Raw genomic sequence first — 15662 nt, 5'->3', positions numbered from 1 at the left:
CCCACCGTGACAGACGGGCCACGTTTTGCAAGTGACCAAAGGCTGCGCACAGCATCATGATAATTTGTCCAGTCGGTCAAACTGGTGTTACACTTCCCGTATTACCCCAAGATCATACGCGTCGGCCAAGCCCAGACGCCCACCTGTTTCAACACTAGCGAGGGTTCCATGTCCCAATTCACCCTATCCCGCCGTCATTTCCTCGGCGCCACCGCAGGCTTTATCGCCGTGCACCCTTTCTCCGCCCACGCAGCCACAAATCAGGCTCACCTTCGGATCATGGAAACCACCGACCTGCACGTGCATGTCTTTCCCTATGACTACTACGCCGACAAACCACGCGACACTGTGGGCCTCGCCCGCACCGCCTCCATCGTGAAATCCATCCGCGATGAGGCCACCAACTCCATGCTGATCGACAATGGCGACTTCCTTCAAGGCAACCCGATGGGCGACTACATCGCTTATGAGCGGGGCATGAAAGAAGGCGACATGCACCCTGTGATTCAAGCGATGAACGCCGTGGGGTTTGATGCCTCAACGCTAGGCAACCACGAATTCAACTACGGCATCGACTTTCTGATGAAGTCGCTCGCAGGCGCCGATTTCCCCGTGATCTGCTCCAACGTCGCGCTCGAAATGGGCGGCAGCCCGACGCAGGACAAAACCCTGATCAAGCCTTACGTGATCATGGACCGCGAAGTGACCGATGGTGCGGGTGAGAAACACCCGATCAAAGTCGGCCTCATCGGCTTTGTGCCGCCACAAGTCATGAACTGGGACCGTCGCCACCTAGAGGGCAACGTCATGGCGCGCGACATTGTCGAAACCGCCAAGGCCTATGTTCCGGTGATGAAAGAACAAGGCTGCGATCTGATCATCGCGCTCAGCCACTCCGGCATTGGCGCGGCCGATCACAGCGACGGAATGGAAAACGCCTCGGTCCCGCTCGCCGCGATTGACGGCATCGACGCTGTTCTCACCGGCCACCACCACCGTGTTTTCCCCTCCTCCGCCTATGACGGCATGGCAGGCGTAGACGTGGCCAACGGCACCCTGATGGGCAAACCGGCCGCCATGGGCGGTTTCTGGGGCAGCCATCTGGGCCTGATTGACCTGATGCTGGAACGCTCCGGCAACGAATGGAAAATCGTCAGCCACACCTCTGAGGCCCGCCCGATCTCCAAACGCAACGAGGACCGCTCGATCACCGCGCTGGTGGACAGTCAGGAAACCGTTCTCGCCTCGGTTCAGGCCGAACACGATGCCACACTGGCTTACGTGCGACGTGCCGTGGGCAAGACCGACGCACCTCTGCACAGCTATTTTGCGCTGGTCGCTGACGACCCTTCCGTTCAGATCGTGTCGATTGCTCAGCTTTGGTACATCGAGCAGATGATGAAAGGCACCGAACACGAAGGCCTGCCGATCCTGTCTGCCGCAGCGCCCTTCAAGGCCGGTGGTCGTGGTGGGCCCGAGTACTATACCGATGTGGCCAAAGGTGATGTGGCGATCAAGAACGTGTCTGATCTCTATCTCTACCCCAACACGGTGCGTGCGGTGCGCGTGACCGGCCAAGAGGTCAAGAACTGGCTCGAACGCTCTGCCGGTATCTTCAATCAGGTCGAGGCGGGCAAGGCAGATCAGGTGCTGCTGAACCCTGATTTCCCGTCCTACAACTACGATGTGATGGACGGCGTGACCTACCAGATCGACCTCAGTCAGCCATCCATGTTTGACCCCAAGGGCAACCTCGTGAACGCGGATGCCAACCGCATCGTGAACCTGATGTTTGACGGCAAACCTCTTGATATGAATGCGGAATTCATCGTTGCGACCAACAACTACCGCGCTGGCGGTGGTGGCAAATTCCCCGGCGCCATGGGCGACACAGTGGTGTTTGAAGGCCCTGACACCAACCGCGACGTGATCGTGCGCTATATCGTGGAAAAGGGCACAATCAGCCCGCGCGCCGACGCCAACTGGACCTTCGCACCGCTACCTGGCACATCGGTCCTGTTTGATACCGGCCCCAAAGCGGCGGATTACGCGGCAGACGTTGAAGGCGTGACCATCGCGCCCGCTGGCGAAGGCCCCGACGGGTTCGCTCGGTTCCGCATTGATCTCTGACCCAGCGCAAATCCAAAGTCAAAAGGGGAGCTTTCGGGCTCCCCTTTCCTTTTCCAGCATTCCCCCTCGCCCATTTCTCTGCCAAACTGCTCACCAACAAACTTGGCAAACAAGAGCAGTTTCATGAGTATCACCCGTCGCAATGTCACCTTCGGCCTCGCCGCCCTGACCCTCAGCGCCTGCCAAAGCACGCTGTCCACCACCTCCACAGCCGCCATTGCCGGCCCCAAATCACTGCCGCCGGATTTGCAGCCGCAACTGAACCGCGACTATGCGGCGTGGGTTGCAGGCTTCCGTGGACGCGCGCTGTCGCAGGGCATCACCGAAAGCACACTCAACGCCGCGTTCCGTGACACCGGCTATTTGCCCGGCGTGATCAAGCGTGACCGCAACCAAACGGAATTCACCCGCACACTCGAAGATTACCTCTCCATTGCCGCCTCTGATGAACGCATCACCAAAGGGCGCGCCGCCTTCTCAAGGCACCGCACCACATTGCAAAACCTCGAACAATCCTACGGCGTGGACGCCGAAATCATCTGTGCGATCTGGGGGCTTGAGAGCTACTATGGCGAGCGCAAGGGCGACATTCCGGTGATTTCCGCCACTTCAACGCTGGCTTTTGACGGACGTCGCGGGGCGTTTTATGAAAAACAACTCATCGCCGCGCTCAAGATCCTGCAAAACGGCGACATCACCGTGAACCGTATGACCGGCAGTTGGGCCGGTGCCATGGGCCACACTCAGTTTATCCCGACCAGCTATCAGGCCTTCGCGGTGGACTATACTGGCGACGGACGCCGTGACATCTGGTCCGATGATCCATCCGATGCGCTGGCCTCGACCGCGGCCTACCTGCAAAAGAACGGCTGGTCTCGTGGCACCAAGTGGGGCCGCGAATTGCGCGCAAGCGAAAGCGCCTCAAACGTGATCCAGCCCCAAGCTGGCGGCCCGCGCTTTGCCGTGACCGGCAACTTCAAAGCCATCAAACGTTACAACAACTCCGACAGCTATGCGATTGGCGTCGGCCATTTGGCAGACCGTATCGGCGGCGCAGGCCCTTTGCATACAGCGTTCCCGCCCGACCAATACGGGCTGACCAAGGATGACCGCATCGCCCTGCAAACGCGCCTGACCGCCCGCGGGTTTGATACCGGCGGCGCAGATGGCGTTTTGGGGCCAAAATCCCGCGCCGCGATCGCCGATTATCAACGCAGCCTTGGCCTTGAACCCACGGGCGACCCATCACAGTCCCTGCTCAAATCTCTGGCCTGACGGTCCTATCTCAGGGCGCAGACGTCTAGGCCGCAAACAAGCGGGGCAAATTCTCGCAGCGAATTTTGCCCTCACCCCCGCGCGACTGTCGCGTCAATCAGGGCGTTCACCTGATCCGGTGTTTCGATTGTACTGGAATGTCCTGCGCCTTGGAAAATCACAAGCTCTGCGCCGGTGATCTCGGCCGCAATTCTTTCGGATTTCTCCGGCACGGTCGCCACATCTTCCGCGCCTGCACCGATCCCGACCGGCACATCAATCTGTCCCAGCAACGCTTCACAACTGTCTCTGGAAAACACCGCAGCCACGGCGCGCGTGACGCCGATCCGGTTTCCTGACGCCATTGACCGCCGCCAATACGCCCGTTCTTGCGACCGATCAGGGTCATTCAAAAAGGTCTCGCCAAACATCGACTTCATCGCCCCACCGACAACCGATCCCAGACCCAGCCACCGCGCACAAAAAGCCATCAGTTTGTATTTGGGCAGGTTGGATGCCGGTTCCTGTTCCGCCGACGTGTTAAGCAGCACCATCGTTCTCACCAGCTCCGGCCGCCGCGCCGCCAGCCGCATTCCAACCATGCCCCCCATCGACAGCCCGACAAAGTGACACGGCCCCGCGCCCAAATGGCTGATCAACGCCGCTGCATCTTCGCACAGCGTGTCCAGATCATAGCCGCCTTCGGTGACACCACTTTTGCCCTGACCGCGATGGTCAAAGGTGATCACCCGAAACCGATCCTCCAGATGCGCCACCTGCGCGGCAAACATGCCGCCGTGATGCAGCAATCCGTGGCTGAAAACCACAGCGGGCCCATCCCCGCCTGTGTCGGTGTAGTGGATATGCGCTCCGTTCAGGTCGGCATACGGCATGGCCAGTCTCCTCTTCCCATGAAGAAGAGCTTAGCCATCGCGCTTGGTATGTACACAAATTCCCAAGGCCGGACGCCACGTAAACACCGCACCAATAAACACCGACGCGTTACCGACAGGATACCGACAGGGTTTCCCGCCTCAGTTCAAGGTGCTCAATGCCGACGATACCGGCGCCAATGCAACGGTGCCCGCGCGATCCTGCAAGCCCCAAAGCACCAAGGCCGAAATCGTGTCGTCACGCAAACGCCCAACCATGACAACGCCGTTTTCCTGCGGTGCCTTAAACGCCGCCTGATCCAGAAAACGCCGGATCACAATCGCACTCTGACCTTTGCCGTCAAAATCGCGGAACACGCTGGCACTGGGCACGCCCTCTTTCGCCGCAAGCTTCTGCGCCGTGTTGAGCCCCTGCGAGAACAGCACCAGACCGTAGCCCTCGTTCAGCGCCACATCCGTGACCTGATCGCTGACCACTTTGGCCCCCTGCAGACCGTCGCCCACACCTTCCATGATACCCACGAAATCAGAGGACACAGTCAAGTGCGCCTGCATTGCGACCTCTACATCAGCCGCGCCCGCGGCAGCCGGCAGATCAACCATGGCCAACACTTCAAACCCCTGCGCGCGGTATTGCGCGGCCTTGGTGGCCACGTCAGGATCAAGGGTCGAAAGCGCAATGCTGAGTGGATAGGGAAATCCTGCCAGCGCCTCAAGATTGACCGATGCGCCTTCATCGATCAGGACGATCGACATAATGGGTTTTCCATCCACATTTTCAAAGGGTTCGGCATTGGCAACAAAGGGTTTGCTGGCACCGGCCACACCGTCATCTGTGCCATCACCCACGCTGGGCAACCGCGAAGATTTGCGCTCTTCATTGTCCTCCACCAGCGATCCGGCAGGCTTAAGGAGCGACTGCCCCGCCACCTCTGTGTCTGCTGGCTGAGCCACCTCTTCTGCTTCTGGAGTCACATCCTCCGCCTCCGGCGTCGGCGCGGGGTCCGTCACCGAAAGCGACGAGTCTTCTGTTGGAAAGGCACTGTCTTCTGCCACCAGAGGAGCCTGCGGTTGCGGCGGATTCGTCGAGATCGACAATTCCTCTTCAACGGCAGTCGCATCAGGGCTGCCCACGTCGACACCGCTGCCACCCTCTGGTGCAACAGGTGCCGTCAAACTGGCATCCCCGCCACCGGTTTCCGGTTTCGGCGCCGAATCTGTGCTGCTCAGGACCGGCTCGTCGCCGCCCTCAGCCTGGGCAACTTCGCTTGCCATCGCCTCGTCCACGTCGGCATCTAGGGCCCCACCGGCCGCAGGCGCGTTTGCCGCCGCCGCGCTGGTCTGCCCCTCAGTGCCAACCGCCGCTTCGGTCTGCGGTGCAACCGTTGCTGGCAAAGGCGCCAATAGCGACGCGACCGCCAGCACACCGCCAACCACCACAACACCCCAGATGATCCCTGACAAAATTCCGCGCACCATGCCCGTCGCCTCTCAATTCTCTTTGCCCAGCCCGTGCTCTTTGTGTCTCTGAGGGGGCTTTCATGCCTGTGCACCCCTTGACCCTCTGGCCCAAGCCTGAACATGTATACCGCGACCAAGGCCCCGGCCTCCACCCTGTTTCGCACAACAGTCACGGAAGATGCAAAATGTTGCTCCTGATCGATAATTACGACAGCTTTACCTACAACCTCGTCCACTATCTGGGCGAATTGGGCGCTGACGTACAGGTCTGGCGCAACGACGCACTGACTGTACAGGATGCAATGGGTATGAATCCGGCGGGTATCCTGTTGTCTCCCGGCCCATGCGATCCTGATCAGGCAGGCATCTGCCTTGCCCTGACCGAAGCCGCCGCCGAAACCCGCACGCCCCTGATGGGTGTGTGCCTCGGACATCAGACCATCGGTCAGGCCTTTGGCGGCAAGGTCGTGCGCTGCGACGAGATCGTGCACGGCAAAATGGGCACCATGCACCACACCGGCAAAGGTCTGTTCGAAGACCTGCCCACGCCGTTTGAGGCCACACGCTATCATTCTCTGGTGGTGGACCGCGACACTCTACCTGACTGTCTGGAAATCACAGCCGAACTCGACAATGGCGTGATCATGGGCTTTCAGCACCGCGACCTGCCCATCCAAGGCGTGCAGTTCCACCCAGAGTCCATTGCCTCCGAACATGGCCACAAAATGCTTCAGAACTTCCTCGACCTGATGCCGCAAAAAGAAGGCGCAGCCGCATGAACGACGCAATCAAGCCCCTGATCGGGGCCGCCGCCGAACGCCCGCTCACTCGCGACGAGGCCGAAACCGCTTTTGCGATTCTGTTTGAGGGTGAAGCCACGCCAAGCCAGATCGGTGGCCTGCTGATGGCGCTGCGCACCCGCGGTGAAACCGTTGACGAATACGCGGCGGCGGCCGCCGTGATGCGCGCCAAATGCAACGCAGTTTCCGCGCCTGATGGGGCGATCGACATTGTGGGCACCGGTGGCGATGGCAAACACACGCTCAACATTTCCACCGCCACGGCATTTGTCACCGCCGGCGCGGGCGTGCCGGTCGCCAAACACGGAAACCGCAACCTCAGCTCCAAATCCGGCACCGCAGATGTGCAAACCCAGATGGGCATCAACGTCATGGTGGGACCTGATGTTGTTGAAAAGGCGCTGAAAACCTGTGGTATCGCCTTTATGATGGCGCCCATGCACCATCCGGCGATTGCTCATGTGATGCCGACCCGCGCCGAACTCGGCACCCGCACGATTTTCAACATACTTGGTCCGCTGACCAATCCGGCGGGCGTGAAACGCCAGCTGACCGGCGCTTTCAGCCGTGATCTGATCCGCCCGATGGCCGAAACGCTTGGCAAGCTCGGATCCGAGCGCGCATGGCTGGTACACGGCTCTGACGGCACGGATGAGTTGACCATCACCGGAGTAAGCTGGGTCTCGGCGCTGGAGCGTGACGGCAGCGTGAAAGACGTGGAACTTCACCCCGAGGACGCGGGCCTGCCTGTACACCCGTTTGAGGCCATCGTTGGCGGCACTCCCGAAGACAACGCCAATGCGTTCCGCGCGCTTTTGGATGGCGCACAGAACGCCTATCGCGACGCGGTTCTGCTGAACTCTGCCGCCGCGCTTGTCGTGGCCGACGCGGCAAGCGATCTGCGCGAAGGCGTTGAAAAGGCACGTGAAAGCATTGATTCCGGCGCGGCAAAATCCAAGGTCGAAGCCCTCGCCGCCATCACCTCGGCGGCATGATCCTGTCGACGGCCAACCTTGGCGATTGGGCAGATCTTCCGTTTTTCACGGACGACCTGCCCGCCATTGCCGCCCAACTCGACGCCGATCCGCGTGATATCCTTCCGCCAGAAAATCGGATCTTTGCCGCATTCCAACACACGTCACTTGCGAAAGTGCGCGTTGTGATCCTCGGCCAGGACCCCTATCCGACACCTGGACACGCCCACGGTCTGGCCTTTTCCGCTGAGCCACATGTCACCCCGTTGCCGCGCTCTCTGGCCAACATCTACAAAGAAATGATTGACGACATCGGCCAAGCCCCGATGACCGCAGATGTGCGGTTTTGGGCAGATCAGGGCGTGCTGCTTCTGAACACCGTTCTCACAGTCCCAGCCGGCGAGGCCAACGGGCACAAACATCTTGGCTGGCAACGGCTAAGCCATCAGGTGCTGAACGCAACGTCGGCCAAACCCTGTGCCTATGTTCTTTGGGGAAAACAGGCACAAAGCCTTGCGCCACACATTTCATCGCCTAATGATGGCACTAACCCTGAAAACGGGCATCTGATGATTGAAACCGCCCATCCTTCGCCTTTGTCGGCGCGGCGCGGTTTCTTTGGATCAAAACCGTTTTCCCGCATCAATAGCTGGCTGGCCGCGCGCGGCGAGCCGTCAATCAACTGGACCGACGCATGACCGAGACCGTTCTGGACAAGATCAAAGCCTATAAGCTTGAAGAAGTGGCCGCCGACAAAGCCGCCAAACCGCTGGAAGCAGTAGAGGCAGAAGCCCGTGAAGCCGGCCCCACCCGCGGCTTTGCCGATGCCTTGCAAAAGGCCTCCCGTACCGGTTATGGCCTGATCGCCGAAGTCAAAAAAGCAAGTCCATCCAAGGGGTTGATCCGCGAAGACTTCAACCCTCCGGAACTCGCGCAAGCCTACGAGGCCGGCGGCGCAACATGCCTGTCCGTGCTCACCGACACCCCCAGCTTTCAGGGCGACAAGAGCTTTTTGACGCAAGCGCGGGCTGCCACCAACCTGCCCGCTCTGCGCAAGGATTTCATGTATGACACCTATCAGGTCGCCGAGGCCCGCGCCCTTGGGGCGGACTGTATTCTGATCATCATGGCGTCGGTGTCAGACGCGCAGGCTCAGGAACTGGAAGACGCCGCATTCGGTTGGAAAATGGACGTACTTCTTGAGGTTCACGACGCCGAAGAACTGGAACGCGCCAGCCTTCTGAAATCACCGCTGATGGGCATCAACAACCGCAACCTCAAAACCTTTGAGACCACACTGGATACAACTCGCATCCTGTCCAAACAGGTGCCAGCCGACCGCCTGATCGTATGTGAAAGCGGCCTGAACAAACCGGAAGAGCTCGCAGATATGGCCCGCTACGGCGCGCGCACCTTCCTGATCGGTGAAAGCCTGATGCGTCAGGACGACGTCACAGCAGCCACACGCCACATCCTTGCCAACCCGTTGACCACGGGGGCAATGTGATGAGCGGCCTGACGCATTTTGACGGCAAGGGCGACGCCCATATGGTGGACGTGTCCGATAAGGCCGCCACCAGCCGTGTCGCCACCGCCGAAGGATGGGTGAAGATGGCGCCGCAAACCTTTGAAATTATTTCAGAAGGTCGCACCAAAAAGGGTGACGTTCTTGGCGTGGCCCGCCTTGCCGGCATCATGGGGGCCAAGAAATGTTCTGACCTCATCCCGCTCTGCCACCCTCTGCCGATCACCAAAGTTGCGGTGGAACTCGTGCCCGACGCATCCCTTCCCGGTGTCCGCATCGAGGCGACCGTGAAAACCACCGGTCAGACAGGTGTCGAAATGGAAGCGCTGACCGCAGTGAACGTTGCTGCGCTGACCGTCTATGACATGTCCAAAGCCGTGGACAAGAAAATGGAAATCGGCGGCATCCGCGTGATCCTCAAGGACGGTGGCAAATCGGGACGGTTCGAAGCCAAATGATCTCCGTCTCAGAAGCCCTCGACCACCTTTTTGAACTCGCAACTCCTTTACCCACGGAAACCGTGCCGCTGACGCAAGCCAATGGCCGCGTGTTGGCTGAAGCAGTTGCCGCCACCCGCAACCAACCGCCCTTCTCCGCCTCCGCGATGGACGGTTATGCGGTTGCCGCCCAAGGCGTGGTCGCCGGAGCATCTTACAAAGTCATCGGCGAGGCCGCCGCTGGACATGCATTTGACGGGTCCGTTGCCGCGGGTCAGGCCGTGCGCATTTTCACCGGCGCACCCGTGCCCGAGGGCGCAGGCCACGTAGTCATTCAGGAAGACATCGACCGCGACGGCGACACAATCACCATCACCGACCGGCTTGGCAGCGGCACCAACATCCGCCCTGCTGGCGGCGACTTCACCGTCGGCCAAACCATTGCCGCCCCACGCCTTTTGCGCCCCAACGACGTCGCACTTTTGGCGGCAATGAACATCGGCAACGTCACTGTGACCCGCCGCCCAAAGGTGGCGATCATGGCCACCGGCGACGAACTTGTCATGCCCGGAGAGAACCCCGGCCCCGACCAGATCATCGCGTCAAACTCCTTTGGCCTCCAGGCGATGTTGCGCGATGCCGGCTGCGAAGCCCGCCTCCTGCCCATCGCCCGCGATACCGAAAGCTCGCTGCGCACGGCGTTCTCGCTGATTGATGATGCCGATCTGGTGATCACAATCGGCGGTGCCTCTGTGGGCGATCACGATCTGGTCGGCAAAGTGGCGGCAGATCTCGGTATGCAGCGCAGTTTCTACAAAATTGCCATGCGCCCTGGAAAACCTCTGATGGCCGGCAAACTTGCCAACGGCGCCATGATGATCGGACTGCCAGGCAATCCGGTCTCCGCAATGGTCTGCGGACAGGTGTTTGTCCTGCCTGTGATCCGCGCCATGCTGGGTCTAGGACAAGCCGCGCCGATCGAACAAACGGCCACCCTTGCCCATGACCTTGCCGCCAACGGCCCGCGCCAACACTATATGCGCGCCAAGGTGGACGCAGGCGAAATCCGCGTTTTTGGTAATCAAGACAGCAGCTTGTTGACGGTTCTCAGCACCGCCAACGCCTTGCTGATTGCACCCCCCAATGCCCCGCGCATGGCCAAGGGAACATCGGTGAGATTCCTTCCGATTTAGCGTTAATGCTGAAATCTCAACATCTTGAGGGAGGTATCTCTACCGGCACCGCATGCATGTTTCCGCTATGTTCGCAAAAAGTTTTGACACAAAACAAGAACATGACTAGAACATATGGCAATATCCACCGAAAATGTGCGGCACAATCCGCGCTTTCGCACCGGAAAAACGGCCACAAGGGGGAGCAGTCCCATGTTAACCAAAAAACAGCTCGATCTGTTGGAATTCATCCATACCCGCCTGCAACGCGACGGCGTGCCGCCAAGCTTTGACGAGATGAAAGACGCGCTCGATCTGCGCTCAAAATCCGGTATCCATCGTCTGATCACAGCGCTCGAAGAACGCGGATTCATTCGCCGTCTCGCCCACCGCGCCCGCGCCATCGAAATTGTGAAACTGCCCGAAAGCATGGGCGGTGCCCCCACAACCGCGGGATTTGAACCGCGTGTTATTGACGGTCCGCACCCCTCAAGCTCGGAACCGGCGAATTTTGGCACGAACCGTGTCGATCTGCATGCCCGCGAACTGCCCGTCATGGGCAAAATCGCAGCCGGCGTGCCGATCGAGGCCATAAGCCACGTCGACCACCACGTCGCGGTTCCTGGTCAGATGCTCGCCCCTGGGTCCAGCCACTATGCGCTTGAAGTCAAAGGTGATTCCATGATCGATGCGGGCATCAACGACGGCGATGTGGTGATCATTTCCGAGACCACAACCGCCGACAATGGCGACATCGTTGTGGCCTTGGTCGAAGATCAAGAAGCGACGCTGAAGAAGTTCCACCACAACGGCACTTCTATCGCGCTGGAAGCCGCAAACCCTGCTTATGAGACACGGGTATTCCCCGAAGACAAAGTCAAAGTGCAAGGCAAATTGGTTGGCTTGATCCGCACCTATTAATCTTGCGGTGTCAGCGGCCTGTGCCAAAGTCGCTGACCCGACACCTCACGGGCTGTTGTGATTTTGGCGGTGTCGCCTTCGAACGAAATTGCCACTGAGCCGTGCTGATCCAGAAACTCGCGATCAAAGGTCTTGCATGGCCACTTGCGCGGGCTTTTTTGGGTCATCACCAAAATGTCGTTGGCGTCGCATCCCGTGAACGCGGCCAGCGCCCGCTTTCCCGACAGATGAAACAGGACACCGTTCTTGCCCACTGATGTCGGTCGGATTGGATTTCCCTTTTTTTTCCAAAGCCTTGAGGCGCTCTCCTGATCTGGCTTCACGCCGTCATTTTCCAACCAGACCCGCGCAACAAAGCCGTCTCCTTTTGGTTTGGACAAAGCTCGCCCATTTGCCAGAGCGACCCCAACCAATCCGCCGCTTTGGGAGATCAACACATCCGGCCTCTCGGTGCGCGCCCACAGTCCGACGGCCAGACATACAACCGCGGCGCCAATCCACCGCGCCGCGTTGCGCCACAAAACAAGCCACACCGCCCCAAGTGTCTGGATCGGCAACACCGCACCCATAGGACTCACGACAAAGCTTCGCGCGCCATCAAGAGCGCTGAAAAAACGCGCGACTCCCTGTATCCACGCCAATCCCTTGGACATGACCCAAAGTGGGAAAGCCTCCAACCCGAGCGGCGCCAGCACCGCAGCCATGACCGCAGACGGCGCAACCACTGTGCCCATGACCGGCACCGACAACAGGTTCGCAGGCAAGCCATAATGCGCAAGGTGGTTAAAATGCAGCGCCGCAAACGGCGCTGTCGCCAGCCCTGCAACCAATGAGGATAAAAACACCGCACTCACGGGCCGCGCCCATTTCGGGCCCAATCCAATCTGTCGGTCTCGCAGCGCGCCAAACACCGCCACCAATGCCGTGGTTGCGGCGAATGACATCTGAAATCCGGGACCCAACAGGCTTTCGGGCCGCAGCAACAACACAAGGGTCGCCGCCACCGCCACCGCCCGAAGGCTCAGCGCGCGGCGATCCAGCAGAATCGCCACCAGCATCACCGCAGTCATCACAAACGCCCGTTGTGTGGACACATTGCCCCCCGACAGCAACAAATAGCAGCCCGAGGCCACCAACCCTGCCACTGCCGCCACTTTCTTACCGTTCAGCCGCAACCCCAGCGCCGGAACCATCGCCAGTCCCAAGCGGACACCGGCAAAAATGACGGCCGCCAAGAGGCCCATATGCAGACCCGAAATCGCCAGCAGATGCGCCAGATTGGCGATGCGCAGCGCCTCCAGCACGTCTTCGGGAATCGCAGATCGGTCCCCCGTTGTTACCGCTGCCGCAAACCCGGCCACCTCCGGTGGCATGCGCGCCTGAATGCCGCTCGACAGACGCATACGAAAGGCAAAAACCGGATTTGCTACTAGGTCAGGATGCAGGGCGACCAGGGGCACCCGGCTATAGCCGATGGCGCCAAGTTGCTGAAACCATGCATGTCTTTTGAAATCAAAGCCCCCCGGCTCTGCCGGACCATTGGGCGGCGACAGAAACGCGGTTGTGCCGACAAGCATACCCGGTTTGGGATTTGTGCCCACCGGCCCACCATGAAGCGACACGCGCACGCGATGCGGCGTAGCCTGGGGGGCAATCCGTTCCAGAACCACCTCTTCCAAGGTCAAACGCACGGCGCCGGACGAAGATCGGTCTATGCCGGCCACGCGCCCCTCCACCGGACCATAGTATCGAAAGGTCAAAACCGGTTCCGCCACCAGATGTGCCCGCGCGCCCGCAATCGCAAATCCGCCGGACACCAATGCCAGACACAGCAGCGCAGCCGCCATATCCGGCGAACGCCCGCGCGCCAGCACCATCATGGCTGCAGCAGCCCCTCCCGCGCCCCATAGACCCAAGACAGGCGGCTCAAACCGCAACAAAAAGTAGAGCCCGATGCCCCCGCCAAGGCAGACAGGCACCCAATTGAACAGATGCCCGTGCTGCTCCAGCAAAGCAGTTCTGAACTGGCTGAGAAAGCGCATCGCCGCCGCCTCACTCTCTGGCTGAAACAAGGAGTTTATGGCGGCACGGTTACTGAACCATTAACGCACTTATTAACTCTATGAGGCTTGCAAAGTCTCCTCACCCCGTCCGCTTTGCTGCGCTGCTGCAATTGATCCGTCAATTTGTTTGCTTTTCCTCGCGCGAACTTGACCCAAGGTCATGGCCCCGTATTTCTACGGAGGGGTTTCACAGGGCCCGATGAGCGATCCGGAAACACGCCATAATTCGTTGAATATTCGAAATTTTCTGTCAAAATGGGCCAAATCACGGTCGGATGGGCACCGCTTCAAAACGCCGCTTCGGTATTCATTTGTATACAGGAAGAATTGACGCCGCATCTGCAAAATGCTAGCTCATCGCGCAAGGAACTAAGAGCCGTTTCCCCGGTCGATTTCAAGACCGCCTGTATCGGTTGCGACACGCCCGTGAACTCCGCAGGAGCCACGTCGCACAGACCGGTCGGGACAACAGGCGGATTAGGGATGATTTGGGCAGGCCTGCGCGGTGCACTCCGCCGCGCGACACAGCCACAATACGCAAAGCCTTTGCGATTGACCGCCAGCCGCGGCCAAGCGCACCGGCAGGGACAGCGCCGCGACCCTTCCAAGTCGTTGGCAAGAAGAGAAGGAAAACAGCAATGTCTGAGACCCAGAAAAAAGCCACCCTCACGATCGAGGGCGAGACTTACGATCTGCCGATCTACTCCCCCACTTCCGGGCCGGACGTGCTCGATATCCGCAAGCTTTACGGACAAGCGGGCGTTTTCACCTACGATCCGGGCTTCACCTCTACCGCGTCCTGTGAATCCACAATCACATACATCGACGGCGAAGCAGGCATCCTGACCCACCGTGGCTACACCATTGGTGATCTGGCCGGAAAATCCCATTACCTCGAAGTCTGCTATCTGCTGCTTTATGGCGCGCTGCCGACCGCTGCTGAACTGGAAGAATTCGAAAACACCATCACGCATCACACCATGCTGCATGAGCAGATGGTCAACTTCTTCCGCGGTTTCCGCCGCGATGCGCACCCGATGGCGATCATGACCGGCGTTGTTGGCGCCATGTCTGCATTTTATCACGACAGCACCGACATCAATGACCCGCGCCAGCGTGAAATCGCGTCCCACCGCCTGATCGCCAAGATGCCGACGATTGCCGCGATGGCCTATAAATACACCATCGGCCAACCTTTCGTGTATCCGCGCAACGATCTGGACTATGCCTCCAACTTCCTGCGCATGTGCTTTGCGGTTCCGGCCGAAGAATATGAGGTCAACCCGATCCTCAGCCGCGCCATGGATCGCATTTTCACCCTGCATGCGGACCACGAACAGAACGCGTCGACCTCGACCGTACGTCTGGCATCCTCGTCCGGTGCCAACCCGTTTGCCTGTATCGCTGCCGGCATCGCGTGCCTCTGGGGTCCGGCCCACGGCGGCGCCAACCAGGCATGTCTGGAGATGCTCAAGGAAATCGGCTCTGTTGACCGCATCCCCGAGTACATCGAGCGCGCCAAGGACAAGAACGATCCGTTCCGCCTGATGGGCTTTGGCCACCGCGTGTACAAAAACATGGATCCGCGCGCGACGGTGATGAAGCAGTCCGCCGACGAAGTATTGGAATTGATGGGTGTCGAGGACAATCCGCTGCTGCAAGTCGCCAAAGAGCTGGAACACATTGCTCTGAACGACCCCTATTTCGTCGAGAAAAAGCTGTTCCCGAACGTCGACTTCTACTCCGGCATCATTCTCGAGGCGATGGGCTTCCCGACCTCGATGTTCACTCCGATCTTTGCTCTGTCGCGCACCGTCGGCTGGATTTCGCAGTGGAAAGAACAGCTCTCCGATCCGGCCCACAAAATTGGTCGTCCGCGTCAGCTTTATCTTGGCGAAGACACCCGCAGCTATACCGACATCGAAGACCGCTAATTTTCCGGTTTTTGAACAATCTGGCCCGCGACAGGAAACTGTCGCGGGTTTCTTTGATTCCGGCCTATGGAAATCCATAGGTTCCCGCCGATTTCACG

The 15662-nt window shown here is 59.6% G+C and carries 13 protein-coding genes; 10 read left to right on the top strand and 3 right to left on the bottom strand.

The features are described 5' to 3' along the window. Positions 1-168: 168 nt before the first annotated feature. Both BM069_RS02555 and BM069_RS02550 read left to right on the top strand, forming a co-directional pair. Complete coding sequence (locus tag BM069_RS02555) at positions 169-2130, top strand: bifunctional 2',3'-cyclic-nucleotide 2'-phosphodiesterase/3'-nucleotidase (protein ID WP_093319850.1); 1962 nt, start codon at positions 169-171, stop codon at positions 2128-2130. A gap of 123 nt (positions 2131-2253) precedes the next feature. Further along, complete coding sequence (locus BM069_RS02550; protein ID WP_093319847.1) at positions 2254-3405, top strand: lytic murein transglycosylase; 1152 nt, start codon at positions 2254-2256, stop codon at positions 3403-3405. Positions 3406-3476: 71 nt separating this feature from the next. On the opposite strand, the gene BM069_RS02545 is transcribed toward BM069_RS02550, so the two are convergent. Further along, positions 3477-4277, bottom strand: coding sequence for an alpha/beta fold hydrolase (locus tag BM069_RS02545; protein ID WP_093319845.1), 801 nt, complete (start codon positions 4275-4277; stop codon positions 3477-3479). A gap of 141 nt (positions 4278-4418) precedes the next feature. Beyond that, positions 4419-5756, bottom strand: a complete 1338-nt coding sequence (locus BM069_RS02540) for a divergent polysaccharide deacetylase family protein (RefSeq protein ID WP_093319842.1) — start codon at positions 5754-5756, stop codon at positions 4419-4421. 167 nt (positions 5757-5923) lie between these two features. Here BM069_RS02540 and BM069_RS02535 point away from each other — a divergent pair, with 167 nt between their 5' ends. From BM069_RS02535 to lexA, 7 genes are all read left to right on the top strand, one after another. Then, on the top strand, positions 5924-6517 hold the full coding sequence (locus BM069_RS02535; protein WP_093319840.1) for an anthranilate synthase component II: 594 nt from the start codon (positions 5924-5926) through the stop codon (positions 6515-6517). Beyond that, a complete protein-coding gene (trpD, locus tag BM069_RS02530; protein ID WP_093319837.1) occupies positions 6514-7533 on the top strand; it encodes an anthranilate phosphoribosyltransferase in 1020 nt (339 codons plus the stop codon). The genes BM069_RS02535 and trpD overlap by 4 nt, the downstream gene beginning before the upstream one ends. Then, positions 7530-8210, top strand: a complete 681-nt coding sequence (locus tag BM069_RS02525; RefSeq protein ID WP_093319835.1) for a uracil-DNA glycosylase — start codon at positions 7530-7532, stop codon at positions 8208-8210. The genes trpD and BM069_RS02525 overlap by 4 nt, the downstream gene beginning before the upstream one ends. Beyond that, entirely contained in the window at positions 8207-9019 is an 813-nt protein-coding gene (gene trpC, locus BM069_RS02520) for an indole-3-glycerol phosphate synthase TrpC (RefSeq protein WP_093319832.1), read from the top strand. Before BM069_RS02525 ends, trpC begins: the two co-directional genes overlap by 4 nt. Then, positions 9019-9495: a cyclic pyranopterin monophosphate synthase MoaC gene (gene moaC, locus BM069_RS02515; protein WP_093319830.1), complete on the top strand. Its 477-nt coding sequence runs from the start codon at positions 9019-9021 to the stop codon at positions 9493-9495. Before trpC ends, moaC begins: the two co-directional genes overlap by 1 nt. Beyond that, complete coding sequence (locus BM069_RS02510) at positions 9492-10667, top strand: molybdopterin molybdotransferase MoeA (RefSeq protein ID WP_093319828.1); 1176 nt, start codon at positions 9492-9494, stop codon at positions 10665-10667. The genes moaC and BM069_RS02510 overlap by 4 nt, the downstream gene beginning before the upstream one ends. A 192-nt stretch (positions 10668-10859) precedes the next feature. After that, positions 10860-11567 carry a transcriptional repressor LexA gene (gene lexA / locus BM069_RS02505; protein ID WP_093319826.1) on the top strand — a complete coding sequence of 236 codons (708 nt, stop codon included), beginning with the start codon at positions 10860-10862 and terminating at the stop codon, positions 11565-11567. Here lexA and BM069_RS02500 read toward each other — a convergent pair. After that, positions 11564-13609, bottom strand: a complete 2046-nt coding sequence (locus BM069_RS02500; protein WP_093319823.1) for a ComEC/Rec2 family competence protein — start codon at positions 13607-13609, stop codon at positions 11564-11566. The genes lexA and BM069_RS02500 overlap by 4 nt on opposite strands. A gap of 659 nt (positions 13610-14268) precedes the next feature. Between BM069_RS02500 and gltA the strand changes: the two genes are divergently transcribed. Beyond that, entirely contained in the window at positions 14269-15564 is a 1296-nt protein-coding gene (gltA, locus tag BM069_RS02495) for a citrate synthase (protein WP_093319820.1), read from the top strand. The last annotated feature ends 98 nt before the right edge of the window (positions 15565-15662 follow it).

It is taken from the genome of Shimia haliotis (genome assembly GCF_900114415.1).
GTDB classification, from domain to species: Bacteria; Pseudomonadota; Alphaproteobacteria; order Rhodobacterales; family Rhodobacteraceae; genus Shimia; species Shimia haliotis.
The sequence above is the reverse complement of the archived record's forward strand: the minus strand, read 5'-3'. Positions and strand labels throughout refer to the sequence as shown.

Excerpts from the sequence above, each read along its gene's own strand:
- BM069_RS02555 (WP_093319850.1), top strand. The coding sequence starts at position 169 with ATGTCCCAATTCACCCTATCCCGCCGTCATTTCCTCGGCGCCACCGCA.
- BM069_RS02550 (WP_093319847.1), top strand. The coding sequence starts at position 2,254 with ATGAGTATCACCCGTCGCAATGTCACCTTCGGCCTCGCCGCCCTGACC.
- BM069_RS02545 (WP_093319845.1), bottom strand. The coding sequence starts at position 4,277 with ATGCCGTATGCCGACCTGAACGGAGCGCATATCCACTACACCGACACA.
- BM069_RS02540 (WP_093319842.1), bottom strand. The coding sequence starts at position 5,756 with ATGGTGCGCGGAATTTTGTCAGGGATCATCTGGGGTGTTGTGGTGGTT.
- BM069_RS02535 (WP_093319840.1), top strand. The coding sequence starts at position 5,924 with ATGTTGCTCCTGATCGATAATTACGACAGCTTTACCTACAACCTCGTC.
- trpD (WP_093319837.1), top strand. The coding sequence starts at position 6,514 with ATGAACGACGCAATCAAGCCCCTGATCGGGGCCGCCGCCGAACGCCCG.
- BM069_RS02525 (WP_093319835.1), top strand. The coding sequence starts at position 7,530 with ATGATCCTGTCGACGGCCAACCTTGGCGATTGGGCAGATCTTCCGTTT.
- trpC (WP_093319832.1), top strand. The coding sequence starts at position 8,207 with ATGACCGAGACCGTTCTGGACAAGATCAAAGCCTATAAGCTTGAAGAA.
- moaC (WP_093319830.1), top strand. The coding sequence starts at position 9,019 with ATGAGCGGCCTGACGCATTTTGACGGCAAGGGCGACGCCCATATGGTG.
- BM069_RS02510 (WP_093319828.1), top strand. The coding sequence starts at position 9,492 with ATGATCTCCGTCTCAGAAGCCCTCGACCACCTTTTTGAACTCGCAACT.
- lexA (WP_093319826.1), top strand. The coding sequence starts at position 10,860 with ATGTTAACCAAAAAACAGCTCGATCTGTTGGAATTCATCCATACCCGC.
- BM069_RS02500 (WP_093319823.1), bottom strand. The coding sequence starts at position 13,609 with ATGCGCTTTCTCAGCCAGTTCAGAACTGCTTTGCTGGAGCAGCACGGG.
- gltA (WP_093319820.1), top strand. The coding sequence starts at position 14,269 with ATGTCTGAGACCCAGAAAAAAGCCACCCTCACGATCGAGGGCGAGACT.